At 64.2% G+C, this 25,755-nt stretch carries 23 protein-coding genes; 11 read left to right on the top strand and 12 right to left on the bottom strand.

The features are described 5' to 3' along the window. Positions 1–28: 28 nt before the first annotated feature. Genes NCR37_RS20495 through NCR37_RS20480 form a run of 4 tightly spaced genes read left to right on the top strand, consistent with a single transcriptional unit; the run spans position 29 to position 3,555 of the window. On the top strand, positions 29–1,105 hold the full coding sequence (locus tag NCR37_RS20495) for an ABC transporter substrate-binding protein (RefSeq protein ID WP_250474658.1): 1,077 nt from the start codon (positions 29–31) through the stop codon (positions 1,103–1,105). 29 nt (positions 1,106–1,134) lie between these two features. Further along, the gene (locus NCR37_RS20490; RefSeq protein ID WP_250474657.1) at positions 1,135–1,962 is read left to right on the top strand and encodes an ABC transporter permease; all 828 of its coding nucleotides are present in this window, start codon (positions 1,135–1,137) and stop codon (positions 1,960–1,962) included. A 9-nt stretch (positions 1,963–1,971) separates the two neighbouring features. After that, positions 1,972–2,775 (top strand): ABC transporter permease, encoded by an 804-nt coding sequence (locus NCR37_RS20485; RefSeq protein ID WP_250474656.1) that lies wholly within the window; start codon positions 1,972–1,974, stop codon positions 2,773–2,775. A gap of 12 nt (positions 2,776–2,787) precedes the next feature. Next, a complete protein-coding gene (locus NCR37_RS20480; RefSeq protein ID WP_250474655.1) occupies positions 2,788–3,555 on the top strand; it encodes an ABC transporter ATP-binding protein in 768 nt (255 codons plus the stop codon). Between the two features lie 2 nt (positions 3,556–3,557). Here the strand turns inward: NCR37_RS20480 and NCR37_RS20475 are convergent, their stop codons facing one another. The 6 genes from NCR37_RS20475 to NCR37_RS20450 all read right to left on the bottom strand — a co-directional run bounded on the left by NCR37_RS20475 (position 3,558) and on the right by NCR37_RS20450 (position 12,493). After that, entirely contained in the window at positions 3,558–5,885 is a 2,328-nt protein-coding gene (locus tag NCR37_RS20475; RefSeq protein WP_250474724.1) for a penicillin-binding protein 1A, read from the bottom strand. A 119-nt stretch (positions 5,886–6,004) separates the two neighbouring features. Continuing rightward, positions 6,005–6,346 carry a zinc ribbon domain-containing protein YjdM gene (locus NCR37_RS20470; RefSeq protein WP_250474654.1) on the bottom strand — a complete coding sequence of 114 codons (342 nt, stop codon included), beginning with the start codon at positions 6,344–6,346 and terminating at the stop codon, positions 6,005–6,007. Between the two features lie 85 nt (positions 6,347–6,431). Continuing rightward, the gene (gene treF, locus NCR37_RS20465; RefSeq protein ID WP_250474653.1) at positions 6,432–8,228 is read right to left on the bottom strand and encodes an alpha,alpha-trehalase TreF; all 1,797 of its coding nucleotides are present in this window, start codon (positions 8,226–8,228) and stop codon (positions 6,432–6,434) included. A gap of 87 nt (positions 8,229–8,315) precedes the next feature. Beyond that, on the bottom strand, positions 8,316–9,788 hold the full coding sequence (locus tag NCR37_RS20460) for an efflux transporter outer membrane subunit (RefSeq protein ID WP_250474652.1): 1,473 nt from the start codon (positions 9,786–9,788) through the stop codon (positions 8,316–8,318). Positions 9,789–9,792: 4 nt separating this feature from the next. Next, the gene (locus tag NCR37_RS20455; protein WP_250474651.1) at positions 9,793–11,370 is read right to left on the bottom strand and encodes an MDR family MFS transporter; all 1,578 of its coding nucleotides are present in this window, start codon (positions 11,368–11,370) and stop codon (positions 9,793–9,795) included. Continuing rightward, on the bottom strand, positions 11,363–12,493 hold the full coding sequence (locus NCR37_RS20450) for an HlyD family secretion protein (RefSeq protein ID WP_250474650.1): 1,131 nt from the start codon (positions 12,491–12,493) through the stop codon (positions 11,363–11,365). The genes NCR37_RS20455 and NCR37_RS20450 overlap by 8 nt, the downstream gene beginning before the upstream one ends. Before the next feature lie 170 nt (positions 12,494–12,663). On the opposite strand from NCR37_RS20450, the gene NCR37_RS20445 reads away from it, so the two are divergent. The 4 genes from NCR37_RS20445 to NCR37_RS20430 all read left to right on the top strand — a co-directional run bounded on the left by NCR37_RS20445 (position 12,664) and on the right by NCR37_RS20430 (position 16,851). After that, positions 12,664–13,317 carry a TetR/AcrR family transcriptional regulator gene (locus tag NCR37_RS20445; protein WP_250474649.1) on the top strand — a complete coding sequence of 218 codons (654 nt, stop codon included), beginning with the start codon at positions 12,664–12,666 and terminating at the stop codon, positions 13,315–13,317. Between the two features lie 220 nt (positions 13,318–13,537). Then, positions 13,538–14,230: a GlcG/HbpS family heme-binding protein gene (locus NCR37_RS20440; protein WP_250474648.1), complete on the top strand. Its 693-nt coding sequence runs from the start codon at positions 13,538–13,540 to the stop codon at positions 14,228–14,230. Positions 14,231–14,527: 297 nt separating this feature from the next. After that, entirely contained in the window at positions 14,528–15,493 is a 966-nt protein-coding gene (gene panS, locus NCR37_RS20435) for a ketopantoate/pantoate/pantothenate transporter PanS (RefSeq protein ID WP_250474647.1), read from the top strand. 125 nt (positions 15,494–15,618) lie between these two features. Then, positions 15,619–16,851, top strand: a complete 1,233-nt coding sequence (locus NCR37_RS20430) for a multidrug effflux MFS transporter (RefSeq protein WP_250474646.1) — start codon at positions 15,619–15,621, stop codon at positions 16,849–16,851. 31 nt (positions 16,852–16,882) lie between these two features. Here the strand turns inward: NCR37_RS20430 and NCR37_RS20425 are convergent, their stop codons facing one another. From NCR37_RS20425 to NCR37_RS20405, 5 genes are all read right to left on the bottom strand, one after another. Then, entirely contained in the window at positions 16,883–17,659 is a 777-nt protein-coding gene (locus NCR37_RS20425; protein WP_250474645.1) for a MipA/OmpV family protein, read from the bottom strand. Next, complete coding sequence (locus tag NCR37_RS20420; protein ID WP_250474644.1) at positions 17,656–18,537, bottom strand: alpha/beta hydrolase; 882 nt, start codon at positions 18,535–18,537, stop codon at positions 17,656–17,658. The genes NCR37_RS20425 and NCR37_RS20420 overlap by 4 nt, the downstream gene beginning before the upstream one ends. A gap of 2 nt (positions 18,538–18,539) precedes the next feature. Next, positions 18,540–19,337 (bottom strand): DUF4118 domain-containing protein, encoded by a 798-nt coding sequence (locus NCR37_RS20415; protein ID WP_250474643.1) that lies wholly within the window; start codon positions 19,335–19,337, stop codon positions 18,540–18,542. A 221-nt stretch (positions 19,338–19,558) separates the two neighbouring features. Further along, complete coding sequence (locus NCR37_RS20410; protein WP_250474642.1) at positions 19,559–19,939, bottom strand: hypothetical protein; 381 nt, start codon at positions 19,937–19,939, stop codon at positions 19,559–19,561. Between the two features lie 19 nt (positions 19,940–19,958). Continuing rightward, positions 19,959–20,381, bottom strand: a complete 423-nt coding sequence (locus NCR37_RS20405) for a hypothetical protein (protein WP_250474641.1) — start codon at positions 20,379–20,381, stop codon at positions 19,959–19,961. A 316-nt stretch (positions 20,382–20,697) separates the two neighbouring features. Here NCR37_RS20405 and NCR37_RS20400 point away from each other — a divergent pair, with 316 nt between their 5' ends. Next, the gene (locus tag NCR37_RS20400; RefSeq protein ID WP_250474640.1) at positions 20,698–23,475 is read left to right on the top strand and encodes a putative bifunctional diguanylate cyclase/phosphodiesterase; all 2,778 of its coding nucleotides are present in this window, start codon (positions 20,698–20,700) and stop codon (positions 23,473–23,475) included. A gap of 28 nt (positions 23,476–23,503) precedes the next feature. Here NCR37_RS20400 and NCR37_RS20395 read toward each other — a convergent pair whose 3' ends face one another. Beyond that, entirely contained in the window at positions 23,504–23,803 is a 300-nt protein-coding gene (locus tag NCR37_RS20395; RefSeq protein ID WP_350029073.1) for a hypothetical protein, read from the bottom strand. A 426-nt stretch (positions 23,804–24,229) separates the two neighbouring features. On the opposite strand from NCR37_RS20395, the gene NCR37_RS20390 reads away from it, so the two are divergent. Both NCR37_RS20390 and NCR37_RS20385 read left to right on the top strand, forming a co-directional pair. Next, positions 24,230–24,778, top strand: coding sequence for a hypothetical protein (locus tag NCR37_RS20390; protein ID WP_206470619.1), 549 nt, complete (start codon positions 24,230–24,232; stop codon positions 24,776–24,778). Positions 24,779–24,843: 65 nt separating this feature from the next. After that, on the top strand, positions 24,844–25,395 hold the full coding sequence (locus tag NCR37_RS20385) for a hypothetical protein (protein WP_250474639.1): 552 nt from the start codon (positions 24,844–24,846) through the stop codon (positions 25,393–25,395). Positions 25,396–25,755 lie beyond the last annotated feature (360 nt).

Below are 25,755 nucleotides of genomic sequence, written 5' to 3'. Positions count from 1 at the left end.
CGACGCCCTCCACTTTAGCGATCAAGCGATGAAATCGAGCAGACGTTCTGGCCTCATCACACGCAGTCTGGCCGCGTGGTTCGGCGCGGCCTTGTTATGCGCCGCGCATGCGGCGCAGCCCGACGTGGTGCGAATCGGCGTCGCGCAGCAGGGCATGGGCGATCCCCCGACGTTCGGCGGATCGCCCGCCGCGACCGCGCAATTGCAGCATCGCGTGGAAGACGCGCTCAAGCCCGAGCACATCAATGTGCAATGGCTCTTCTTCAAAGGCGCGGGACCTGCCGTGAACGAGGCGCTCGCGAACAAGCAGGTTGACTTCGCGTATCAGGGCGACCTGCCCTCGGTGCTCGGACGCGCCAACGGACTCAAGACGCATTTGTTGCTCGCGTCAAACGTTCGCACCGGCGTTTATCTCGCGGTGCCGCCGGACTCCGACATCAAAGGCGTGAAGGACCTGAAGGGAAAGCGCGTCGGAATATTTCGGGGTACGAACCTACAGCTCGTGACGGACAACGTGCTCAAGGAGAACGGACTGAGCGAGCGCGACTTGCGCGTCATCAACCTCGATACGGCGGCGGCGCAGGCGGCGCTCGCCTCGAAGGGCGTGGATGCCGTGTTCCTCGACTATTCGCTGTTCAAATTGCAGCGTCAGGGTCTGGCGAAGATCGTCTACGCGTCGCGCAATGACGGCTTGCAGCTGACGCGCCAGGCGCACCTGCTCGTGCTGGAAGACTTCGAGCACGCGCATGCCGATACGGTGCAGAAAGTGGTGACGGCGGTGGTGCAGGCGGCGCAATGGTCGTCGGACGAAGCGAACCGCAACGCGCTCTTCGCGCTGTGGGCGAAAAGCGGCGTGCCGGTCGAATCGTGGCAGGCCGAATACGCGAACCAGCCGATGAAGGAACGCATGTCGCCGCTCATCGATCCGTTTCTGGTCGCGCGCTATCAGGCCGTCGCCGACGACGCGCTGCGCCTCAATCTGATCCGTCAGCCCGTCAGCGTCAATGGCTGGTTCGAGCCGAAGTATCTCGACGAGGCCATCAAGTCGCTGAAGCTCGATGGCTACTGGCCGCGCTTCGAAGCGTCCGGCAAGCCGCAGGCGTGACGCGCTCAACCTTCACGGAGAACAGGCTCATGGTGAACACACTGTCCCGCGCGTTGCCCACGGCCGAGCGCGCCCGCTCTCGCGTGTTCAGCGCGCAGACGCTGCGCGCGGCCGGATGGACCGCGCTTCCCTGGCTCTTGCCCGTGCTGTGCGCGGTTCTGTGGGTGCTCGGCGCGCGCTTCGGATGGATTTCCGCGCAGGTCTTGCCGGCGCCAGCGCTCGTCTTCGAAACGCTCGGCGCGCTCGCGAGAAGCGGAGAGCTATGGACGCATCTGGCCGCGAGCCTCTCGCGCGTGGCGGTCGGCTTCATCGGCGGCGTGGCGCTCGGCGTCGCGCTCGGTGCGGCGCTCGGTCTGTCGCGCTCGCTCGAAGCGTATGTCCTTCCGACCTTCAATGCGATCGTGCAGGTGCCCGTGCTCGGATGGCTTCCGTTTCTGATGATCGTCGTCGGCATCGGCGAGCCGTTGAAGTATCTGCTGATCGGCCACGCAGCGCTCGTGCCGGTCACGCTGAGCACGCTTCAGGGGTTCCGCAATACGCCGCCCGCGCTGCGCGAAGTCGCGTCCGTGTATCGCTATTCGCGCTGGCAGACCATTCTTCACGTCACGCTGCCCGCCGCTATTCCGATGATCGGCACCGGCGTGCGCCTCGCGTTCACGAAGGCGTGGCTCACGCTCGTCGTTGTCGAACTCGTCGCGTCGTCGGAAGGGCTCGGGTATCTGATCGTCTACGGCCGCCAGCTCTTCCAGCTCGATCTCGTTCTGGCGTCGGTGCTGATCGTGGGCGCGATCGGTTTCATCGCGGATCGCTCGCTCGGCGCAGTGGAACGCAGGCTGAATCGCGCGAACGCGGGCTAAGGAGCCGACATGTCCACACTCGAACTCGAAGCCGGAACGCCCGACAAGCCACGTACCGCCGGTCCGCAGCGCTGGCGCGGCGTCGTGCTGCCGCTCGCGGCGCTCGCGCTCTGGTGGCTCGTGTCGCGTCACGCGCAGCCCGGCCACGGCGTGATGGTCTCGCCCGCGCAAGTGCTTCATGTCGCGCTGGAACAGGCCCGAAGCGGCGCGCTCGCACGTGCGTTGTCGGCATCGCTCGCGCGGGAATTGACGGGCTTCGTGATCGGTACCACGCTCGGCCTCGCCTTGGGCGCGCTCCTCGGCATCTCGCGGCTCGCGCATCGCGCCATTGCGCCGAGCTTCGACACGTTCAAGCAGGTGTCGCTGTTCGCGTGGATTCCGCTCATCTCCGTGTGGTTCGGACTCGGCGATGTCGCGAAGGTCGTCTTCCTCTCGCTCGCCGCGCTGGTGCCGGTCGTCGTGCATACGAGCGACGGCATTCGCGCCGTGCCGCCGCAATGGACCGAGGTCGCGCGCACGTTCGGCTACGGCAAGCTGCAAATGCTCGCGCATGTGGTCTTGCCCGCCGCGTTGCCGTCCATCTTCACGGGTATTTACCTCGCGCTCATCTATTCGTGGCTCGCCACGCTCGGCGCGGAGTATCTGCTGGTCGCGGGCAGCGGCATCGGCAATACGCTCGTGGACGGCAGCGAGGAGTTTCGGATGGACCTCGTTCTGTTCGGCGTGGTCGTCGTCGGAATAACGGGCTGGGCGCTCAATGCGCTCGCCCGCGCGATACAGCGGCGATGGTTCGATGCATCGCGCTATGTTTGAGGAGAAGAACGAATGGAAGCGATAGCAGCGCAGGACGGCAGCCTCGCCTTGCGGCACGTGAGCAAGCGTTTCGCGGGCGACGACAGCCCGCCAGTGCTCGAGCGCATCGATCTGAACGTGCGAAGCGGCGAGTTCGTGAGCATCGTAGGCGCGAGCGGATGCGGGAAGTCGACGCTTTTGCGGCTCGTCGCGGGGCTCGACGACGGTTTCGAAGGCGAGATCGACTTCGACGGCGCGCGCGTCGTTTCGACAGATTTATCACGCGGCATCGTGTTTCAGGATCACCGCCTGTTTCCGTGGCTCGATGTCGAACAGAACGTGGCGGTGGCGCTGCGCAATGCGCGCTTGTCGAAGGGCGACAAGGCGAGGGCAGTGGCCGAGCACATCGCGCTCGTCGGGCTGCGCGGGTATGAGCGGCACTATCCGCATCAACTGTCGGGCGGCATGGCGCAGCGCGTGGCGATTGCGCGCGGTCTCGTCAATCGGCCGCGCCTGTTGCTGCTCGATGAGCCGTTCGGCGCGCTCGATGCGCTCACGCGTGCCCGCATGCAGGACGAACTTCAACGCATCTGGGCCGCCGAGCGGATCACGATGGTCCTCGTCACGCACGATGTCGAGGAAGCGGTGCTGCTCGCGGATCGCGTCGTGGTCATGCAGGCGCGGCCGGGACGCATCGCCGACATCGTCGATGTCGACGTGCCGCGTCCGCGCCAGCGCACCGATGCGCGACTCGCGCGCCTGAAAGACGATATCGTCGCCGGGTTCTTCTCCGAAGCCTGAGCTTACGGCTCCGTGGCGGATGCCGCCGCGGGCGCGTCGCTCGCGGCAACCGCCGTCGAAGCGGTCGAAGCAGGAAGCAGCGGCGGTTCGGCAGGCAGAATCGGCGGCTGCGGCGGCTCTTCCGTCACTTCCGCCACCGGTTCGGCGGGCGCCCGCTTCACGCGCGCGGGCTTTTGCACCGCCGTCTGCGCGGGCTTCGCCGCGCCCGGCGCAGGTTTCTTCGCGAACGTCTCGTCCATCCATCCGCGCAGCCGCGTGACGAAGGTCTGCCACGCGCTCGGCGGCGCCTGCATGTCGAAGCGCGCGCGCGAGTCGATCAGATGCGAGCGCAACGCGCGTTGCACGAAGTCGCCGACCATCGGCAACGCGCTATGCGCGCCTTGCCCCCAGTAGTCGCTGCGCAGCGTCACGCGGCTGTCGTTGAAGCCGACCCACGCGCCCGCCACCAGTTGCGGATGCATCAGAATGAACCAGCCGTCCGCGTTGTCCTGTGTCGTGCCCGTCTTGCCCGCCACATCTCCGCGAATGCCAAAGCGCGTGCGAATGGCCGTGCCCGTGCCGCGATTCACGACATCGCGCATCACGTCGACGAGCTTGTGCGTCGCATCGATCGACAGCGCCCGCTCCGGCGTGCTCTCGAACTGCGCGAGCACGTCGCCCTTGCGGTTCTCGATGCGCGTGACGAGTAGCGGCTCCATGTAATTGCCGTTGTCGGCGATGGTGCCGTATGCCGAGACCATCTCTTTCAGCGTCACCGGACTCGTGCCGAGCGCAAGCGACGGCACCACGTCGAGATGACTCTCGCGCACGCCCATGTCCCGCGCGAGGCGTGCGACGCGCGCCGGGCCGACCGACTGCATCAGTTGCGCGGTGATGCGGTTCTTCGAGAACGCGATGCCGTCGCGAAGGCTCACCGGACGGCCGCTCGGCGGCGCTTCGTCCGTGGGATGCCAGGTCTCGTTGCCCTTCACGGGAATGGTCACGTCCTGATCGATGAAGGTGTCAGTCGGCAGCGCGCCGCGCTCGAACGCCGCGCCATAGACGAAGGGCTTGAAGGTGGAGCCCGGCTGACGCCGCGCCTGTTGAACATGGTCGAACGGGTCCTGCGTGAAGTCGCGGCTGCCGACCCACGCCTTGATCTGCCCGTTGCGCGGGTCGAGCGCGAGAAACGCGGCCTGCACGCGCGTCTTGTTCTCGCAGACGTTGCGCATGAACGCGCGGTCCGCCATGAGATGCTTGACGGCGTCAGCGTCGGTCGCGCCGGCATCGCGGGCGGCGCGGTATTCGCTCGTCTCGCGCACGAACGCGCGCGCCAGATCGGCGTCCGCGTTCGCGCAGCCGCCGTGTCCGTTCCAAGCGGCGTTGGCGATCGACTGCAACTGATTGCCCTGCAACGCGAGCGCCTGCGTGGCCATCGCCTGAAGGCGCGAGTCGATGGTCGTACGTACGACGAGGCCATCCGAATAGATATTGAAGTCGTTGTCGTCGGCCCACGCGATCAGCCACTTGCGCAACTGCTGCGCGAAGTGCGGCGCGCGTCCCGGCTCTTCGGTCTGCCGCTCGAAGTCGATGCGCAGCGGCCGCTTCGCGAGCGCGTCGAGCCTGGCGGGCGGAAGATGCCCGAAGCGCACCATCTGCCCGAGCACGATATTGCGCCGGTCCAGCGCGCGCTCGGGGTTGATCACCGGGTTGTAATAGCTGTTGCCCTTAAGCATGCCGATGAGCGTCGCGCTTTCGAGCACGTCGAGCTGGCCCGCGGACTTGCCGAAGTACGTGCGCGCGGCCATTTCGATGCCGTACGCGTTGTACAGGAACGGCACCGTGTTCAGATACGTTTCGAGAATCTCGTCTTTCGAATAAACGGCTTCGATCTTGAACGCGGTAATCGCTTCCTTGAGCTTGCGCGTGAGCGTCTGCGAGCGGCCGATTTCATCGGGATACAGATTGCGCGCGAGTTGCTGCGTGAGCGTCGATCCGCCCTGGCGATCGCCCGAGAACGTGTGCAGCGCCGCCGACGCCGTGCGCCGCCAGTCGATGCCGTGATGCGAGTAGAAGCGCCGGTCTTCGGTGGAGATGAGCGCGTCGATGACGTAAGGCGAGACCTGCTTCACGCTCACCCATTCGCGATGCGTCGGCTTGAACTCGGCGAGCAGCTTGCCATCGGCGGAAAGGATCTGCGCGGGCTGATCGACCTTGGCCTTGCGGATATCGCTGATGCCGGGCGTGAACGGAATCAGCACGAGCACGTACAGGACGAAGAGCGCCGGCAGCAGAAGAAGCGTGCGCGGCCGGACGTGCGGACGCAGCCGGGCCGCGAGACGGGCGAGCATCGCGCGGGCGATGACTTTGATTTCAGGCGCAGTCAAGACGAAACGACGGGGCGGGGCGTGGAAAACACGCATCGTAACGCATCTTTACAATGCGCTTGCCGGCCGCGCGGCTCGAATCGTCAGGCCTTGCGCACGAACTCCGATTTGAGGCTCATTGCGCCAAAGCCGTCGATCTTGCAGTCGATATCGTGGTCGCTATCCACGAGGCGGATATTCTTGACCTTCGTGCCCATCTTGATGACGCCGCCCGAGCCCTTCAGCTTCAGGTCCTTGATGACCGTGACGGTGTCGCCGTCGTTGAGCACGTTGCCCGCCGCATCGCGATAAACCTTCGCGGATGCTTCGGCAGCGGTATCCGCGTTTGCGGTCCATTCGTGCGCGCACTCCGGGCAGACGTATGCGCCGCCGTCTTCGTACGTGAATGCGGAATGGCAGTGCGGGCAAGGGGGAAGTGCGTTCATCGGTTGTCCTTCGGGCCGTGCGTGGCGCAAAAGCGCGTGAGTATAGCGCCGCGCACGGTCCCGATTTCCGACGATCCTAAATCGCTTATTCCCCGCTCGGCGTGGGAACCAGCCGATGCGTATTCTTCGACGCCTTGGCCGCCGAAGCCGCCGCGTCCGCGACGCCGGCCGCGCCCGAAGGGACATCGACCGGACGCGTGGTCGCGCCCGCCGCCGACGGATACATGACCATCAACGTGCGCAGCACGCCGTTGGTCCAGCCGAAGCCGTCCTGCAACGGATACTCGCCGCCGCCCGCCGCGGTCGAACCCGCTTTCGCGTCCACATCGTATTTCTCGACGAGCTTGCCGGTGTGCTGGTAATACGCGACGTTCGTCTGAATCCAGCGTTCCGCGATTTGCCGCGCGAGCGCGGACTCGCCATAGCGGCGCAAGCCCATGACCGCGAGATATTGCAGCGGCGCCCAGCCGTTCGGCTCGTCCCATTGCTGGCCGGAGCGCACCGTCGTGGTCGCGAGCCCGCCCGCGCGCAGGAGCTTGCCGCGAATCGTCGATGCCACCGCACCCGCCTGCGCTTTCGTCGCGATGCCCGCGTACAGCGGATACACCGTCGCGGCGCTCAGGCGATGCGTGAGCGCGTGCGCGACGAAATCGTAATCGCCGAACGCATGCAGTTGCGGGTCCCAGAGATGGCTGCGGATCGCCTGCGCCCGCGCGTGCGCGCGCTGTTCCAAGTCTTCGGCTTGCGCCGCATCGCCCTTCACGCGATACGCCCGCGCCAGCGTGCGTTCGAGATCGTAGAGCAGCGCGTTCAGATCGACCGGCGCGAGCGACGTGACTTCGATCGTCGCGAGCGACTTGCCGTCCGAGAACCAGCGCGAACTGAAGTCCCAGCCGGTTTCGCCGCCTGCGCGCAGATTGCGCCACAAGTCTTCGGAATTGCGTTGCGGCATCTGCCTGGCCGTCTCCACGTCTTCACGGTACGACTCGTCGCGCGGCGTGGCACGGTCGTCCCAATAGCGGTTCAGGAGCGTGCCGTCGGACAGGCGCACGACATGCCGATACGCCTCGCCGGGCGCGACCTTGTTCTCGCCGTCCATCCAGTACGCGTATTCGCGCGCGAGTTCGGGCAGATAGCGCAGATACGCGCTGTCGCCGTCGGTTTCCGCCGCGAGCTGAACCATTTGCGCGAAGAAGGGCGGCTGCGAGCGGCTCAGATAGTAGCTGCGGTTGCCGTTCGGAATATGCCCGTATCGGTCGATGAGCGTCGCGAAGTTATCCAGCTCGTTTTTCATCAACTCACGCTGCCCGCTTTGCCGCAGTCCGAGCATGATGAAGTACGAATCCCAGTAGTAGATCTCGTCGAAGCGGTCGCCCGGCACGACGTACGCGTACGGCAGCGGCAACAGCGATGACCACGGGCTCGCGTTCGCATCCCGATTGCGGCGCAAAACGTTCCAGAGCGTGTCGATATGCTGCGTCACGCTCTCGTTCGGGTCGGACGTGTAGCCCTTGGTTTCCCGCTGCGGCAGCGTGAAGTGCGAGCCGACGAAGCGCGCGAGATCGAACGGCTGCGTCCTGTTCGCATAGTCGATCATGACCTGCTGCGGCGACACGTTCGGCGTCATGTCGGCGAAGGTCTTGCTATCGGGATAGACGTGCGCGAGTTGCACCTCGCGATACAGCTCGCCGTAAAGCTCGGACGGCGGCAGCGGCGACGAGGCGGGCGCGCTCGCCGCCACGGCTGCCGGCGCCGCCTGCGTGTTGATCGGCGTTGCCGTTTGCGCCTGCGTGGCGGTGCTGAAGGCCGCGGCGCTCGCCGCGATCAGCAATGCGCGTGTAAGAGTGTTAAGTCGTGTGTCAGGGTGTTTCGCTCGATGCATTCGATTCTCCGCGTGATGCCGGAAGCACAGGGTCCAAGGCTGAACGCTGTTGCAAGATGCATTCCGCAGAGCAATCGAATGTTTTTGTCAGGAAGTCGAATCTGACGCTTGTTGCCAACCGAGGCCGAGACTCTTTTGCAGCGACACGAAATCTTTCAGCAACTCAGCGCGCGCCGCGACCACGTCCTGTTGCGCGGCGAATTCGGTGCGCTGTGCGTCGAGCAAGTCGATGAGCGTGGAAACGCCCGCCGTGTACCGTTGACGCACGAGCGTAGCCGACCGCTCCGAGGACGCCTGCACTTCCTGAAGCCGCACGACGTGCTCGCGCTGGTTGCCATAACGTGAAAGCGCCGAATTCGCGTCCTTCAGCGCGGCGAGCACGGTTTTGCCGTAACGCGCCTCGGCTTCGTCACGCGATGCCTTCGCTGCATCGACGCTCGCCGCCGTGCGGCCGAAATCGAGCACGTTCCATTGCAGATACGGCACGCCGAGCCACGAGAAGTTCTCCTTGCGGATCAGATGCCCCGGCTCCGACGCCGAGAATCCGATATCGCCGAGCAGCGAGACCTTCGGAAAGTAATCCGCGATATGCTCGCCGATTTGCGCGTTGCTCGATGCAAGACGCCGCTCCGCCGCGCGAATGTCCGGGCGCTGCTGCAACATCGTCGCGGGATCGCCGATCGGAACCGACGCGGGCAGCGCCGGCAGCGGAGCGGGCTGCGCGAGCTCGGCATCGAGCGCGCCGGGCGCGCGGCCCGTCAGCACCGCGAGTTGATCCAGCGAATCGGTAATCTGCACTTGCAGCGGCACGAGCGTCGCGCGCGTCGCGTTGACCTGCGTGTTCAGCCGCTCGACATCCACTTCGGCCGCTGTGCCGCGTGCGCGGCGCTGCTCGGTCAACGTGAGCATCTGCTGCTGATAGTCGGCGGTGCGCTGCGCGAGCGCGAGCCGTTCTTGCTCGTCGCGCAAGTCGATATAGGCGGACGCGACCTCGGCGGCCAGCGACACTTGCGTATCGGCGAGATCGGCCTGCACGGCTTGCGCTTCGCCCGATGCCGCTTCGATCGCGCGGCGCGTGCCGCCGAAGAGGTCGATCTCCCACGATGCATCGAAGCCGACGGTGTAGAAGTCCAGCGGGCCACGGCCGCCGGAGCCTTCCGATTCCCCGAGAATCGCCGTGTCAGGCGAGCGCATGCGCAACGCCGCCGCGGACGCCGAAGCCTTCGGCAACGCGTTCGCGCGTTCCCCGCGCAATTGCGAGCGCGCCTGGCGCAAGCGTGCCTGCGCCATCTTCACGTCGAGATTGCCGTCGAGCGCGGCGTCGATCAGCGCGTCGAGTTGCGGATCGTTCAGCGAGCGCCACCATGCGGCCGGCGCGCGCGTGGCGAGCACGCCCTGCGACGGCGCGCGCACGAACGTGCCGCTTTGCGCCGATTGCGCGGCGACCTCGGGCGCGCCGTGATAGTCGGGTCCGACGGTGCATGCCGCGAGTGCGAGCGCCGCGAGCGGCAGCAGGCGCGTGAAACCAGAATGAGAACGGGACATCGTGTGGGGATTCATTGCTTCAGTGTCCGGCGGACGGCGCTTCGCCGGGTTTGAACGACGGCGTTTTCAGCAACATCGCAAGCGGCAGGCAGGCGAGCAGCGCGATGGCGAGCACGTAAAACGTTTCGGAGTACGTCATGACGACGGCTTGCTGGCCGATCTGCATCGAGAGTTGCCCAAGCGCCTGCAACTTTGCGTGCGCCATGTCGCCGGTCTGCGCGAAGAAACTCGCGGCGCTGCCGGCCATGCGCTCCTGGCCGATGACCGAATTCGCCGTCACCGATTCGCGGATGGCCGCGCTATGAAAGTCGTTGCGCCGGTCGATCACCGTGCCGAGAATCGCGAGCCCGACCGAGCCGCCGAGATTGCGCGCCATGTTGTAGAGCCCGGCCGCATCGCCCGATTCTTCGCGCGACACCGCGGCCATCGACGCCTGATTCAGCGGCATCATCGCGAGCATCTGGCCGATGCCGCGCAGAATCTGCGACCAGAAGAAGTCGTGGCCGACACTCTGCGCGGTCAGCGAAATGTCCAGCAGGCAGCTTCCCGCGAAGCAGAGGAGGCCCGCGATCACGAGCGCGCGCGAGTCCACCTTGCCGAGCAGGCGCGGCAGCACGGGCATGATGAGAAACGCGGGCACGCCGGAAATCAGCATGATGGAGCCGGATTGCAGCGCGTTATAGCCCGCGACGATGCTCAGGAACTGCGGCAGCAGAAACGACACGCAATAGAGTCCTGCGCCAACGGCGAAGACGATGAGAATGACGCTCGCGTAGCGCGGATTGCGCAAGAGCGAGAGCCGCACGATCGGGCGCTTCGCCACCACTTGCGACACCGCGATCAACACCATGCCGAACGCGGCCACGCACGAGAGCAGCACGATCTCGCTCGATTCGAACCACTGATTGCGCTGGCCTTCTTCGAGCACGACCGTGAGCGAACTGAGCCCGATAGCGAGACCTGCAATGCCGATCCAGTCGGCCTTGAAGAACGCGTCCCACTGGGACTTCTCGGACGGCAGACCGGAAAGCAGGAGCGCCACCAGCGCGACGCCCACCGGCAAGTTGAGAAAGAAGCACCACGACCACGAGATGTTTTCCGCGAGCCAGCCGCCGACCACCGGCCCCATGAGCGGCCCGAGCAGCACGATCAGGCCGAAGATGGTCATGCCTACCGGCATCTGCTCGCGTGGCAGCCGTGTGCGGATGATGGTCTGCGCCGTGGGAATCATCGCGCCGCCGGTGAAGCCCTGGCCGATGCGGCCGGCCACCATCATCGGCAGCGAATGCGAAAGGCCGCACATGGCGGAGAAGAGCGTGAACAGCACCGCGTTGCCAAGCAGGAAATTGCGCAAGCCGAAGACGCGCGTGAGCCAGGCGGCGAGCGGGATCATCACGATTTCCGACATCAGATAGCCGGTGGAGGTCCACGTGCCTTCGGTGCCGGTCGCGCCGATTTCGCCCTGGATTTGCGGCAGCGCCGAGTTCGTGATGGAGATGTCGAGCGTGGCCATCAGCGCGCCGAGCGCGCCGGCGGTCACGGCGATCCAGTCCGTCGCGGTGGCGCGTGCCGGCGCGTTCGCGCTTGCCTCAGTCATGGCGATTCTCGGCTGCGATGCGCTTGCTGTCATCGGTGGCCGACTTCGTCTCCACGTCGACGGTCACGGAGAGCCCCGGCAGCAGGACCTGACGCGTTTGCGGCCCGGTGTCGATGCGAATGCGCACCGGCACGCGCTGCACGATCTTCGTGAAGTTGCCGGTGGCGTTTTCCGGCGGCAACAGCGCGAACTGCGCGCCGGTGCCGGGCGAGAAGCTCTCGACGACGCCGTGCAGGTCGGTGCCCTTCAGCGCATCGACATGCAGCGTCGCCGGCTGGCCGACGCGCATGCGGCCCACCTGCGTTTCCTTGAAGTTCGCTTCGAGATACACGCTCTGCACCGGCACCACCGTCATCAGACGCGTGCCCGGCTGCACGTATTGGCCGACGCGCGCGGTGCGGTCGCCGACGCGCCCGGCGAGCGGGCTATACAGCGTGGTGTCGTTGAGATCGAGCTTCGACTGGTTCATCTGCGCCTGTGCGGCTTCCATCTGCGCGCGGGCCTGCACGATCTGCGCGTCTGTCGCGCCGATTTGCGTGGCCGCCGAGCGCGCCGCAGCCAGATTCGCGGCGAGCGTGGCGCGGGCCTGATCGCGCGTGCTCACCAGGCTCGCGAGCCGCTCCTCGGTTTCCGCCCCGGTGGCGACGAGCGGCCGATAACGGCGCACGTCGTCTTCCGCGTGCGCGAGGCTCACGCGCGATACCTCGGCTTGCGCTTTGGCCTGGTCGGCATTGGCGTGCTGCTGCCTGAGCTCCGCCTCGGCACGCTGGATGTCGGCGGCGCGCGCATCGAGCGTGGCCTTGGCCTGATCGAGCGACGCCTGATACTGGCGCGTATCGAGCCGCGCGAGCGGTGCGCCCGCCGCCACCGCCTGATTGTCGGCGACGAGCACTTCGGTCACGTAACCGGCTACCTTCGGCGCGATGGTCACGCTGTCTGCCTGAAGATACGCGTCGTCCGTGCTCTCGATGAAGCGGCCGACCGTCCACCAGCGCAGCCCCCAGATCAGGCCTGCGACAATGGCGATGATGCCGACGGTGAGCAACAGCACGCGTCGCCGCGACGATTTGCGTTGGGTCGACTCGTTCGATTCGCCGCCCTGTGCAGGCGCTGTAACTGCCATGATTTCTCCAACCTCGATATGACTGCGCTGCAAGCGCAGCCGTGATGTATCTGCATCCGATGGGGCGGCCGCGACACTTGACCGGCACGCTCGCCAAACTAGACGGCATCGTCTAGTATGCACGATTGTAGACGCATGCGTCTAGTTTCGTTCGACGAATTGGAGACCCGATGACGAAGCCACACGATCACGACCCGCATGCACCTGAACGCGCCGGCAGCGCCCGTTCGCCATTGCAGGCGCGCGGGCGCGCGCGCATCGAATCGGTGCTCGACGCGACGGCCGATCTGATTGTGGAAAAAGGTCTCGCCGGCGTGACCATGCATGGCGTGGCACGCAGCGCGCAGACGCCGATCGGCTCGATGTATCACTTCTTCCCGGACCGAGAGAGTCTGTTGAGCGCGCTCTGGGACCGTCACAAGGCAGCGATGGGCGAGATCGACGGCGCGCTTGGCCAGATCGATGCCGAGACGTGGCGCGCGTTGTCGTCGGAGGCGGTGATCGACCGCATCATGACCCCTTACATCACGTATCTGGAGCAGCACCCGGACTGCCTCATCCTGATGTCCGCCATGCCGCACGACGACAAGACCAAGCGCGAGTCCGGCACGCTCCGGAAGGTGATCGACGTGCGCATGGCGAGCGTAAAGCCCGCCGAGCGCGCGCTTTACGTCGACATGTTGCGCGCGCTCGCGAGCGGCGCGCTCGCCATCAAGCTGCGTCCCGCGATGGGCGATGTGCAACTCGCGAAGCGTTATCTGCGCGAGGTCAAGCGGGCGCTGGCGGCCTATCTGGCCGTGGTGGAAGCGTCGGTGTCGGGCTGACTTTCTTCCGATTACAGCGCGCTTTCTACGAGCTTTGCGCCGGCAGCGCGCTCTTCTTCGTTCAGGGTTTACGACGAAGAGACAACGTTCGTTCTATTCACTAAGGCATCCTATCTTGTTAGGCAGCGATCGGTTTAGTGCTTCACTCGTGTCGTTAAATCGTGAATACGTCGGGAGAATCGCCATGCGCATGATCGCGTCTTACTCGTTGGCCGCCGCAATGTCCGTTGCACTCGTGTCGCCGCTCGCTCACGCGTACGGCTACGACGACTATCCGCAGGGACGCTGCATGCTTCCCCAAGGAACCGTCTCGCTGGTAGAAAATCAACTGGCGAAAGTCGTCAATCTGAGCGACGGCAACGGCGGTATCTTCAAGCCCAACCGGATGTGGGCCGCGGTCGTGGATCGCGAAGGACACTTGTGCTCGGTCATCAAGACGGGCGACGCGTGGCCCGGCAGCCGGGCCATCGCCATTGCGAAGGCCTACACCGCGAACGGCTTCTCCAACGATGCGCTCGCGCTTTCCACTGCGAATCTTTACGCGGCCACGCAGCCGGGCGGCTCGCTGTACGGTCTGAACAACTCGAATCCGTTCGATGCGCGCTTTCTGGAACAGGGCAGCGGCATCGGGCGCACCCTCGGCGGCGTGATCACCTTCGGCGGCGGCGTGGCGCTTTATGCGGGCGGAAAGGTGATCGGCGGTCTGGGTGTGAGCGGCGACAGCGCCTGCGCGGATCATGCGATTGCATACCGCATGCGCAAGCTCGCGGGGCTCGGCAACGTGCCGCGCGGGCAGGGCCCGAACAACACCGACAACATCATCTATTCGACGGGCGCCTCGCCGATGGGATTCGAACATCCCCACTGCTTTCCGACCGATCTGAGCCCCGCAGCCATCGAGTCGGCGCGCTGAAGCGACACCGCCTGTCAGGGCGGTGCGCGAACTCCGGGCGGGCGCCGGTAAAATACGAGTCTTGCCCGCCAACTGGCCGCGTCGCGCGTGACCCGCGCGGCGCGGCATCGTCAACGGGCATTCGCCCCACGAAGGCAAGCATTTCGTCCCACACGCGGCCCGCGACCCATGCCGCGCGCTTTGCCATCCGACGCCAGCAGACCGTATCGCCGTGACGCCTTCGGGCATCACGCGCCGGCTACTGCGCTCGACGTTCGCTCAGAACACACACGCCACGACATTCGAGGACCGCATCACATGCTTGCCCGCATTACCCGTCTTTTTCCGCTTTGGGCCGTACTTGCTTCGGTTGCCGCGTACTTCTCGCCGTCATCGGTCACCGGCATTGCGCCGCACGTGACGACGCTGCTCACCATCATCATGCTGTCGATGGGCGTGACGCTTTCCATCGACGATTTCCGGCGCGTCTTCACGCGTCCCGCGCCGGTCGTCGCCGGCATCGTCCTGCACTATCTCGTGATGCCGCTCGCCGCCTGGGTCATCGCCAAGGCGCTGCGCATGCCGCCCGATCTCACCGCGGGCATGGTGCTCGTCGGCAGCGTCGCGAGCGGCACGGCGTCGAACGTGATGATCTATTTGGCGCGCGGCGACGTCGCGCTTTCGGTGACGATCAGCGCGCTGTCCACGCTCGTCGGCGTGTTCGCGACGCCGCTGCTCACGCGCCTTTATGTCGATGCGTCCATCGCCGTGGATGTCCACGGCATGCTCATGAGCATTCTGCAGATCGTCGCGCTGCCGATCATCGTCGGGCTGATCGTGAATCATCTCTTCGGCAAGCTGGTGCGCAAGATCGAGCCGGTGCTGCCGCTCGTGTCGATGGTGTCCATCCTGCTGATCATCGCGGCGGTCGTCGGCGGAACGCAGAAGAGCATTGCGTCGGTCGGCGTCGTCGTGGCGCTGGGCGTGGTGCTGCACAACGGCATCGGATTGCTCGGCGGCTACTGGGGCGGGCGTCTGCTCGGTTTCGACGAAGCCGTCTGCCGCACGCTGGCGATCGAAGTCGGCATGCAGAACTCGGGTCTCGCCGCGACGCTCGGCAAGCTCTATTTCACGCCGATTGCCGCGCTGCCCGGCGCGCTCTTTTCCGTGTGGCACAACCTGTCGGGCTCCATGCTCGCCGGCCACTGGGCGGGGCGTCCGGCGAAAGGATCGACCCGCGAGGCCGACGCGCAACGCGTCGCCGCGAACCGCAGCGGCGCATAGCCGATGAGGCGCGTTCGGCGGCATCGCGCGATGACAGGCAGAATACGCGCTGACGCCGCTTCGAAGCCTCATTCCATCTGAACCGGCGGATGCCTCGTCACGGCATCCGCTCTTTCGTTGCTTTCATGAACCCTGCTCATCCGGACGGCACATTCGTCGCCGCGCGCCCGGCGAACTCGCCGCGCTTTCTGCTGTTCCTCGTGTGTCTGTTCGCATCGGCAGGGCAACTTGCCATCGACATTTACGTGCCCGCGCTGCCCGCGATGGCGCGCTATTTCGCGACCTCGCCGCAAGCGATCCAGTCGAGCGTCTCGGGCTACATGGCGGCCTACGCGCTCGGCCAACTGACGCTCGGGCCCGTGGCGGACGCGTACGGCCGCAAGCGCGTGCTCGCGTTCGGGCTCGTCGTCTTCACGCTCGGCTGCCTGCTGTCGCTCGCCGCGACGAACCTCGAAACGTTTCTCATCGCGCGCTGCCTGCAAGGCTTCGGCATTGCGGCGACGAACCTGCTCGCCAAGGCCATCATCACCGATTCGTTCTCGGGCCATGCGTTGATGCACGCGTTCACGTACATGTCGATCGCGTGGGGGCTCGCGCCGATTGTCGCGCCCGTGATAGGCGCGCATCTGCAAACCTTGTTCGGCTGGAAGGCGTGCCTCGTCTTCCTGCTCATCTATTCGATTGTGATGTGGGCGCTCGTGTGGCGTTATCGCGAGACTTTGCGGCGGCCGGTGCGGCTCGAGCCGCGCACGCTGATGGCGAACGCGGGCAAGGTGCTCGCGAGTCCGGTGTTTCAGAACTGCTTTCTCGCGCAGGGCCTGTGCTACAGCATTCTGCTCGTGTTCAATATCGTCGGACCGTTCATGGTCCAGAACACGCTGCACAAGCCGCCGACGTACTTCGGTTATCTCGCGCTCGGCATCGGCATGATGTACTTCTTCGGCGGTCTGTCGAACCGCGTGCATGGTCCGCGTCTGCCGAGCGCCGAAGCGCGCTTGCGCATCGGCTCATGGACGATGGCGGCTGCGTCTGCCGTCATGCTGCTTCTCGCGTTGACCGTCGGCCTTCGCGTATGGACGCTCGCTCTGCCCGTGCTCGTGATGGGCTTTTGCGCCGGCGCGATGTATCCGACGCTCATGGCGAAAGGCAATTCGCTGTTCCCGCACATCGCGGGGCTCACGAGCGCGATTCTGGGTTGCGCGCTCCTGCTGGTGTCGTCGGCCATGATGGGACTCGCGGGCTTCGTCTCGGTGCAGGTGTTGACGCCGCTCGCCGCGTTTTTCGTACTGGTCGGGATCACCGTCGTATGGATGGTGGGCAAGCTGCTGCGGCATCTGGAAGCGCAGGGGAACGCTTAGTTTCGCGCGACTATCGCCGCGCATCGCGGCATCAGAAGTGATATGAAACAGACGCCATGCCGTTGAGATCGAGACGGCGCTCGGTGATCGGACTGCCGCCGGCATACTTTTCGAGCCGTCCGATTTCCGCCGTCACATCGGCGGACCAGTGGGCGTTCATCGTGTACGTGGCGTTCAGGCCGAGGTGGATATCGCGCAAGCCGGAACCCGTCGCGTACTGAGGCAAGCCCGACGCGGCGCTTTCCTGCGCGCTGACGCCGAAAAAGGTCCTCGTATAAGCTGCGTTCGCCCACGTCAGACCCGGCCCGACGGAGAGCAAGAGCTTGCCTAACGGAGCCGAGACGAAGAGGTCCGTCATCGCGGTGAGACCTTGCCCCGTTCCGGCGATGTCCTGATAGACCGAAGCCGCGCCGGTGAACGCCCACCACGTGTAGTCAGCAAAAAGCCGCAGCTTGGGGCCGTAGTGAACATCAGGCAAGCCCTTCAAACGGGAGTTGTCGGAAGCGGAGCGCGATTGGAAATCGAAACTCAGCGATGCACCGACGTGATAGTTCTCGCCCTTCAACGCATTCACGCCGAGCACGTCCGGGCCTTGCGAGAAGATCCGCTCCTTCCACGATATGTCCTGGACCGGGAACGGCAGCACCTGCAATCTGGACGAGCCGGGATACTTCGGAAAGACGTAGAGGCCGGGCCCGATCGACACCTTCCAGTCACTGGCGGGCGGCGGCTCGTCAGCGTGCGCCGCGTACGCAGTACCTGTTAGCATGAGGGCGAGTGCCGCCGCGAGCGCGCACGTGCGATTCATGCTTTCCTCGCAACGGTCGCCAGTTGCCGCAAACGGCGCGCGAGTGCGCGCGACACGACCGGCGTCGGCGCATTGTTCGATTCCGACGCTGCCGCGCTTTCGCGCAAAAAGAGCGCGCATTCACGCGCGACGACTTCGCGCTCGTTATCCGACGTAATCATGTGATATGAATCGTCGAGCCAGATCGTGCGGAGGAACGACGCCCCGACGTTCTTGCCGACGAAGCGGGCGTTATGCGGGCTCGACGTCTCGTCGTCGATGGCGTGAATGATGAGGCAGTCCGTCGTGATGCCCTTGAGCTCCCTGCGTACGGCGTGAGCGAGGCGGCTTGCTTCGTGCAGCGCCGGCATGGCGATGGACGCGGGACCGACTTCGCTGATTTCGTTCTTCTGCATCGCGCGCGCGATCTTCGAGCGCAACGCCTCGTTGCGCAAGCCGTACGGCTCCTCTTCGCGATAGCGGTAGCGCGAGCGCAACGGCGTGTAGTAGAGGTAGTCGAGCAGGAAGCGGTACCACGGTATCGCCCAGCCGTCATAGTCGAGCGTGACCGACAGCAGCAACAAGGCGCGCGCGTCCGGGCGTCGTTGCGCGACGGCGGCTGCGAGCGTCGCGCCCATCGAAAGCCCGCATACGGAGACGTGGCGATAGCGGGCGGCGAGCGCGTCGAATTCCTTGACGGCCGCATCGATCCATCCTTCCATCGTTTCGTGTCCGGTGCCCGCGCTGTATCCGCGCAATTCCGGCGTATGCGTGGCGAAACCTTCGTCGGCAAGAAAGCGCGCGAGGAAACGCAGTTCGAGCGGCGAACTGGAAAGGCCGTGCAGAAGCAGGACGGCGTGATCGTGGCTGTGTGCCGACGAAAACTCGGGCGCGTTCATAGTCAGTCTTCTGCTCGCAGGATCAGGAAGTCGCCCGACGGCGTGACGAAGCGCTCACACACGCACTCGACGGGTTGCCAGTCGTCGCGGCCGCCGGACCGGAAACGGATTCGGTGATGCCCCGGCGTCAGGCGAACGCTTACCCGGGCAAGATCTTCTTCGTGCGCCTCGGCATGCTTCGTACCGTACGCGATGCCTGAGCCGAACGATGTGTCGTCGAAGACGCCGTTGCGCGCGGCAGTCGCCGCCGCCACGACACTGCCGGGCGACACGCCGTTCGCCAGGTCGAGCGCCTTGATGACGATGAGCGAGCGATTGTATTGCGCGATGTGATGGAGCATGCGATGCATTTCGTCCGTGGCGCGACGCGCGATGAGCCGCTCGTTGTCATGACGCAGCAGCATTTCATATCGCGACTGCGCGACCGCCGCGAGCAACTCGGCGCGATACTGCGCGCGTCGCAAGCGCTCGATCAGCGTGATGACGACGATCGTGATGAGCGGATAGGAGATGAGCAGCCGGAAGTCGGATGCGTCGATAACGTCGATGCGTCCGTACGGGGGGACGAACAGATAGTCGGCGATCACTAGTCCCGCCAACATCACGAACGAGGCGGGCGCGAGGCCGCAATAGTACTGGACGAGCGCCGCAGCGATGAGGAAAGCCGCGCCGGGCATGACGGGGCCGAGCAACGGGTGCAGCATCGTTCTGATGATGCCGGCGGCAAAAAGTGCTGCTCCGGCGATGAGCCACCTCTTTGCTCCGCGCGGCGCCCACCGTTTGGAGTTTTTGATTTGCATGCGTTCGACGCGAGATTTGAGTTCTTAGCCTGACCCGGTCGATAGAGCGGGACGCTTTCCGCGCAGACAGGTCGAGAGCGGTGCGTATTATCGTGCGATTAGATGTTTCTTGTGATCGCCGAATTCCCAGAACTGGCGGCCGATCTCACCGCTAATCGTCGATTAGGAAGATGCCGATGCAAAGGCATGAAGGCGCCGCCCCGTCGGCGCGCCTCCGGCGGTCAAGCCATCGCGTCCTCGGTCATCGCTATGGCGTGACGCTTCGCCACAACAGAAAGCTGAAGCGGCCAGTCTGCGACGTCTCCTGCATCATGCAGATCTTCGAGGTCGTGAAGTAGCGCTAACGTTTCCGCGCGATAGACGTCGACACCGGACATCGCCAGCGCGCGCAGTAGCGGACCGTCTTGCCCCGGCTTGTAATAGCTGATGCCGAGGCCTTCCAGCGGATGGCCATAGTGCGCGTCATCGATCAGGATGCCGATCGCGCATCGGCGGCCGTCTTGCCCGCGCAGACGACAGGTTCCGTCGTCATCCACGGATAAGGCTTGCTGCGCAAGCAGATGCGACCGCACTTTTGCGAAGATTTCCGTCAGGTCTTTCATGATGCGTTGCCTTGATTCACTAGGCCGCGCGCTGCAACCGCTCGGCCGACAGGCCGAATTGGCGCGCGATGGAGCGCAAGCGGTCCTCCCACTCCCAGATGCCGAAAACGTCGTGTACGTTCTGCAGGCAGCTCAGCAGTTCGACGGTTTCTTGCGAGAACACGTTGATCCTTGCCCGCAGCAGCGCCTTTCTGAGCGCGGCGACGCCGACATCCATGTACGCCGGAACCCGCGTCGGGTCGGCGAGGATGAAGCGAACGGGCACGCCTTCCATGGCAGTGCGATAGTCACCGGGCCGCACCAGCGCGCCAACGGGGCAGCCGCCGCACCGTCCCCGGTAAGCACCGCCTCCGCGCGGCAGCAGCGAAGCCGACCCCTGCGTGAGAAGGTGCTCGATGCTTCGTTCAAAGATTTCCTGATGCGAGAGAAACGACTGGGACATGCTCTGCTCCGACGAAAGGGTGTGACTGAGTATCGTCGTAAGGAACAGCTCCGCGCATTGATGAAAACCCTGTTTTACCGATGATTGCGCACGTGACCGGCACGATTTACTTGTTAGCCCCTCGCGGGCTCGCGAAACGGACAACTCCTGACTTAACTAAGCAGATAGGCAGCCGATAAGAGTGTTCGGAGATAGGCCGTTTTCCATAAGTGGTCATCGGCAGTCGGGCGAGTCACGTGCGTATTCGATACGCCAGTCGCATTGAGGGCATCGCATCGCGCACCACTACAAAAGATCTGGCGTTCGGCAAGTGGCAATGAAAAAAGACGTGCGGCGGTTCGTGCGGGGCCTTCGAGGCTCCAAAAGAGGCCGGCTCTTCGGAGCGGCCATCTTTCTGTTTGCAGTGGCATCGTTCGCTGCGCTGACGTGCTATTTCGCAGCGAGATCGCGGTCGCAACAGGAGGACGCGCTGCGACAAGCGCTCACGGTCAGTTCGCAACTGGAATTGATCGCCAATCTGCATATCGACGCGAACGCGGACTTTCTTACCGGCGTCGGCAGCGCGCGGTTTCGATCGCTCGCCTGGCCGGTGTCGCGTGCCGTCGAAGCCATGCGCTCATACGACCTGCTTCAGCGCTTCCTGAGCGACGACGAGGCATCGCTCTATCAACTATCCACGCTGCGAAGCGACACCAGCCTTTGGGCATCGCAACTCGACTTGGCCGCAACGAGCGCGCGCGGCCCTGGCGCAAGCCGAAGCGTCGATTCGACGCAACTGGAAAAGGCCAACAAGACGCTTCAGTCGATCATGCATGGGCTCTCCGAACTGCAACTCGCGCAGAGGTCGAAGCTCGCAACGATGCAGCTTACGGCGGAAGCGCAACTGGTTCGGCAGAAGGTCACGTTTGCCGTCGCGCTCGCCACGGGTTTGATCTTGCTCGCTTACGCGCTGGTGATCGCGCACCGCGCGTCGCTCGCCAGCAGCGCGGCCCGGATCGTTGCGCGCGAAGCACATGACCGCTTTATCGAATACTTCGCCCAGCATCCGCTGGCAATGCTCATCTTCGACATTCACACGGGGCGCGTGCTCACCGCCAACGCAGCGGCGCAGCGTCAGTACGGAGGCAGTCTCAGCGAGCTGATGCAAATCACCGCCGACGACCTGCGTCCGCCGGAGGATAGACAGCAATTCCGACAAGACCTGGAGATGTATATCGCGGCAAGCGCCCCGGCAGGGTCGGGCGGCGTACGCAGGCATACGCGCCTCGACGGTCACATCATTCATGTCGATGTCTCCTACCATCTTCTGAACTATGCCGGCCATGAAGCGTGTTTCGTGACGGCAGCCGACGTCAGCGCGCACGAACTGGCAAGACAGGAGTTGCGAATCCGTAGTCGGGCGCTCGACGCGTCGGACAATGCCGTCGTCCTTCTGCAAACCACGGCCGAAGACGCTCCGCAGGTGATCTACGCGAACCCTGCGTTTCAACGGCTCACGGGGCTGCCTGTTGCGGACGTTCTCGGCAAAGAAGCGGCCGACATCCTTCCCGGAAGAATGAATGACGCTGCTTCGCTCGATGGCACGTCATCGACCGCAGATCGCCTGAAAGCGGCCAGGGTCGTCGAGGGCCGTCGTCGAGACGGATCGCGTTTCTGGGCGCAGCGTCAGATCTCGCCCGTACTCGACGAGCATGGCAGAACGACGCACACGGTCGCAGTGTTCAGCGATATCACGGACCGGATCAGGGATCAGGAGCAATTGCAGTTGCAGGCAAGCCTCGATCCATTGACCGGTTTGCTCAACCGATCGGCGTTATATGCACGGTTGTCAGACCTGCTCTGCACGGCCTCGACATCTGCCGGCCAAATCGCGATCCTCTTTATCGACCTCGATAACTTCAAGGAGATCAACGATTCTCTTGGCCATGTATGCGGCGACGAGGTCATCAAGGAGGTCGCGCGGCGACTATCGCGCAGCGTCGGCGAGTACGACGTCGTGGCGCGTTTCGCCGGCGACGAGTTCGTCGCGCTGGTTGTCGGGCGCTCGGGCGTCGAAGAACTGATCGGCAGGGCGAAGGCGTTGCATGCGTCGGTGAATGCGAATCTGCGCGTGGGCGGTGAGTTCGTCGCTTCGAATGCGAGCGCCGGAGTAGCGATATTTCCCGATCATGCGATCGACGCGAGCACGCTGATTCGCTACGCCGATGCGGCGATGTATCACGCGAAGCGTTCCCGGCAGAGCGCGCTCGTGGTCTACGACGAGTCGATTGCGACTGCCGACGCCGAGCGTGTCGAGCTTGCGAAGCATCTCAGCCGTGCCGCTCAGACCGACGCGCTGCGACTGGTTTTTCAACCACGTGTCGCGTTGGGGAGTGGCCGACCGGTCGCGTTCGAAGCGCTGTTGCGGTGGTTCGATGGTGAGCACGGACTCATCAGCCCTGCTGTCTTCATACCGCTCGCCGAGGAGAAAGGGCTGATCGTGCCGATCGGCGAGTGGGTGTTCGAACAGGCATGCCTTCAGGCAAAAGACTGGGCGCGAGACTATCCGGACATCGTCGTTTCGATCAATGTGTCCGCCATGCAGTTTCTGCATTCCGACTTCGCAAGCACCGTAGAAAGGACGCTTGCGAGAATCGGCGTCAGTCCGCGCAACATCGAACTCGAAGTGACCGAGAGCGTGTTAATGACGCCGGCAGCGCTTGTCGCGCTCAACGCGATCAGGCGAATGGGCGTATCGATTGCAATCGACGACTTCGGCACGGGCTTCTCGAGCCTCAACTACATTCGGGAGTTCAAGCCCGACTGCATCAAGCTCGACCTGTCGTTCGTTCAGGGCATCGGTAAGTCGACGATCGATGAGGTCATCGTCAAAGCGGTGCTGGCGATGGCCCATACGTTGGGGATGCACGTCGTTGCCGAGGGTGTCGAGACCATCGAGCAATTTGCTTTCCTCGCCGACAACGAATGCGATGAAGTACAGGGCTTTCTCACCGGACGACCGATGCCTGCGTCGCAGGCGCGCGAGGCTCTAAGCAGGTCCAGCAATGAGTCGATCGACGCAAACGAACTCCGGCTGACGAGTGCGACTGCTTAGCATTGCATGCGACCGCTACCGATAGCGGTCAGTCGCGCGGCGGGACGTTTGCCTTGTTGCCGGCGAGCGGCGCGCCATATCCGCCGTCGTTCGCATTGTTGGGCAGGCCGTTGACCATCTGGGCGCGGGGATCGGCCGGGTTGAGGTTCAACTCGCCCGCTTGCACATTGCCGTGCGAGGGATATTCGCTGCCGAGCGGCGCGTTTGGCATCAGCTTCGGGTTGTTGTGGGGCGCGCGCATATCCGTCTCCGCGCTCGGATGCGACTGCGCAAAAGCGAACGGCGTTGCAACGCACAATGCGGCGAAAACAAGCACTGGCTGTTTCATGACTGGCTCCCGTTGCGTAGTCCAGTATAGTGCTCCGTTGCCGGCATTCACGGATACCCCTACGGACGAGCAGACCAGCGTTTGTCGAAACCGTTCGAGTCGGTAGCGACGCTCGGACGAGCCACGCGGCGAAACCTCATACTTCAGGCATCACAGAACGTCGTGGTTTGTCGTGCGGCGCAGCAGTATCGAATGTTCTACCCTTCGGTCATCTAACCGCGCATTCACCGTCTCACATCGGCTAGCGATAGTCGAATAGTTCGACCGTGCCGAAAGAAGACTCTCAGCTCGACGAAGCGTCAGCCTGCTCGTGCGTTCTGACTCTTTTACTTTGCAATATGTCGCAGTCGTTCTATCCTAACGCATACGGTTGCCAGATCGTTTGCTCATTCGGCAATGCCCGCAACTGACATAAGGGGTGGAGACATGCGTGCTTTCGTCGTTTCGGTGCTCTTGCTGCTGCAATTGACGGCTTCGTTCGCGGGCGAGACGCCCTTGGTGTTCGACGCGCAAGGCAAGTTCGTCGGACCACTGGACGATTACGGCGGCCCCGGCGTTTATCTAACCGTCAATGGCGCGATCGCATTCGTGCCCATCGAGCGCGTGATCGTGTCGGGCGACGGCGGTCCTCAGACCGTTTATTCCGCGACGCAATTCAGATGGTCGGGTATGAACGTAGCCGACTTCACGTCGACGGACTGTAGCGGCACCCCGGTCATCACCTTGACGACAGGCGTGCGGCCGTCGACCACCATACGGCTAGGCCATGACGTCACGTTGTACGTCGCGCCTGCCACTAACTCCGCACCGATTGTGATCGGGTCCGTGCGGTCGGGTCCGACCTTTACGTGCGCCGCATCGAGCACGCCAGTCACGGAATACGGCTGGCCGACTGAGAGCACCTTCTCGCTGACCGGCGCGTATCCCGAGCCGCTCACCGTACGTATTCCGACCGGGAACACGCCCGCGCGGTGACGTTAGCCGAGGGACTTCGTAAGCGCGTCCCACTGAACCATGACTATGGGCTTGAGGTGCATGCCATGCGCAGAATGATTCTGTTGACGCTGCTGTGCTCGGGCGCTATGACGTCGTATGCCGATGAAGTCGAACACCACCATCATCATCGGCACGTACTCCGTGTCTTCGATGCAAACGGGAAGGAAGTCGGCCCATTGAAGTACGCAGGAGGCAGCGCAGGTGTCTTCCAGTCGGTGAACGGGGCGCCGGTCTTCGTGCCGATCATGCGGCGGCAAGTCTCCGGCACCGGCAACAAGATCGTCTATTCGGCGACCGAGTTCACATGGGGATGGTATTTCATGAACCAGTTCTATTCGAGCGATTGCAGCGGCGCGCCGCTCATCCCCAGCACGACTGCATCGCGGCCCGCATTCACAGTGAGGAAAGGCTCCGACGTCACGGTGTATGTCGCGCCGGAAACGAACTCGCAATTCCTGACCGTCTCGTCTTACACCTTGGGCACCAACGGACAATGCCAGCGCTATAACCCGCCGCTCACGGCGGCGGGCTGGCCGGTCGACTCCAGTTGCGTGATTACACAGGAACATCCCGAGCCGTTGACCATTCACTACTAATGCACTCGTGACACGGTCGGCGCGGACGAGAAGTCGCGCGTTTCGCGACGACAAGGGACCGCTCGACATCGGCTTCCCGCGGTCAGTACAAGGCCATTACTGGTGAAGGTCCGGTTCTCGAACAACCGGCTGTTCCCCGTCCCCTTGCGTCCTTTTTGTCTGGCCATCGGTTTTATTTATCGCGCCGCGTGATCCGTAGCGTCGAAACCCCGCCCGCAAGCCCGCGCCGGCCGGTCGTCCATCATCTTCGCTGCGTCCCATCTCTCCCCGACTCATGGTTTACGCGCAGTACCGCGCGTGCCGTCCGGCCCGTATCGTCGGCTCACGTTCTCGCAACACACCGGGCCGCGTGCATTCCAC

Source organism: Caballeronia sp. GAFFF1 (assembly GCF_023630705.1).
GTDB lineage: Bacteria > Pseudomonadota > Gammaproteobacteria > Burkholderiales > Burkholderiaceae > Caballeronia.
The sequence above is the reverse complement of the archived record's forward strand: the minus strand, read 5'-3'. Positions and strand labels throughout refer to the sequence as shown.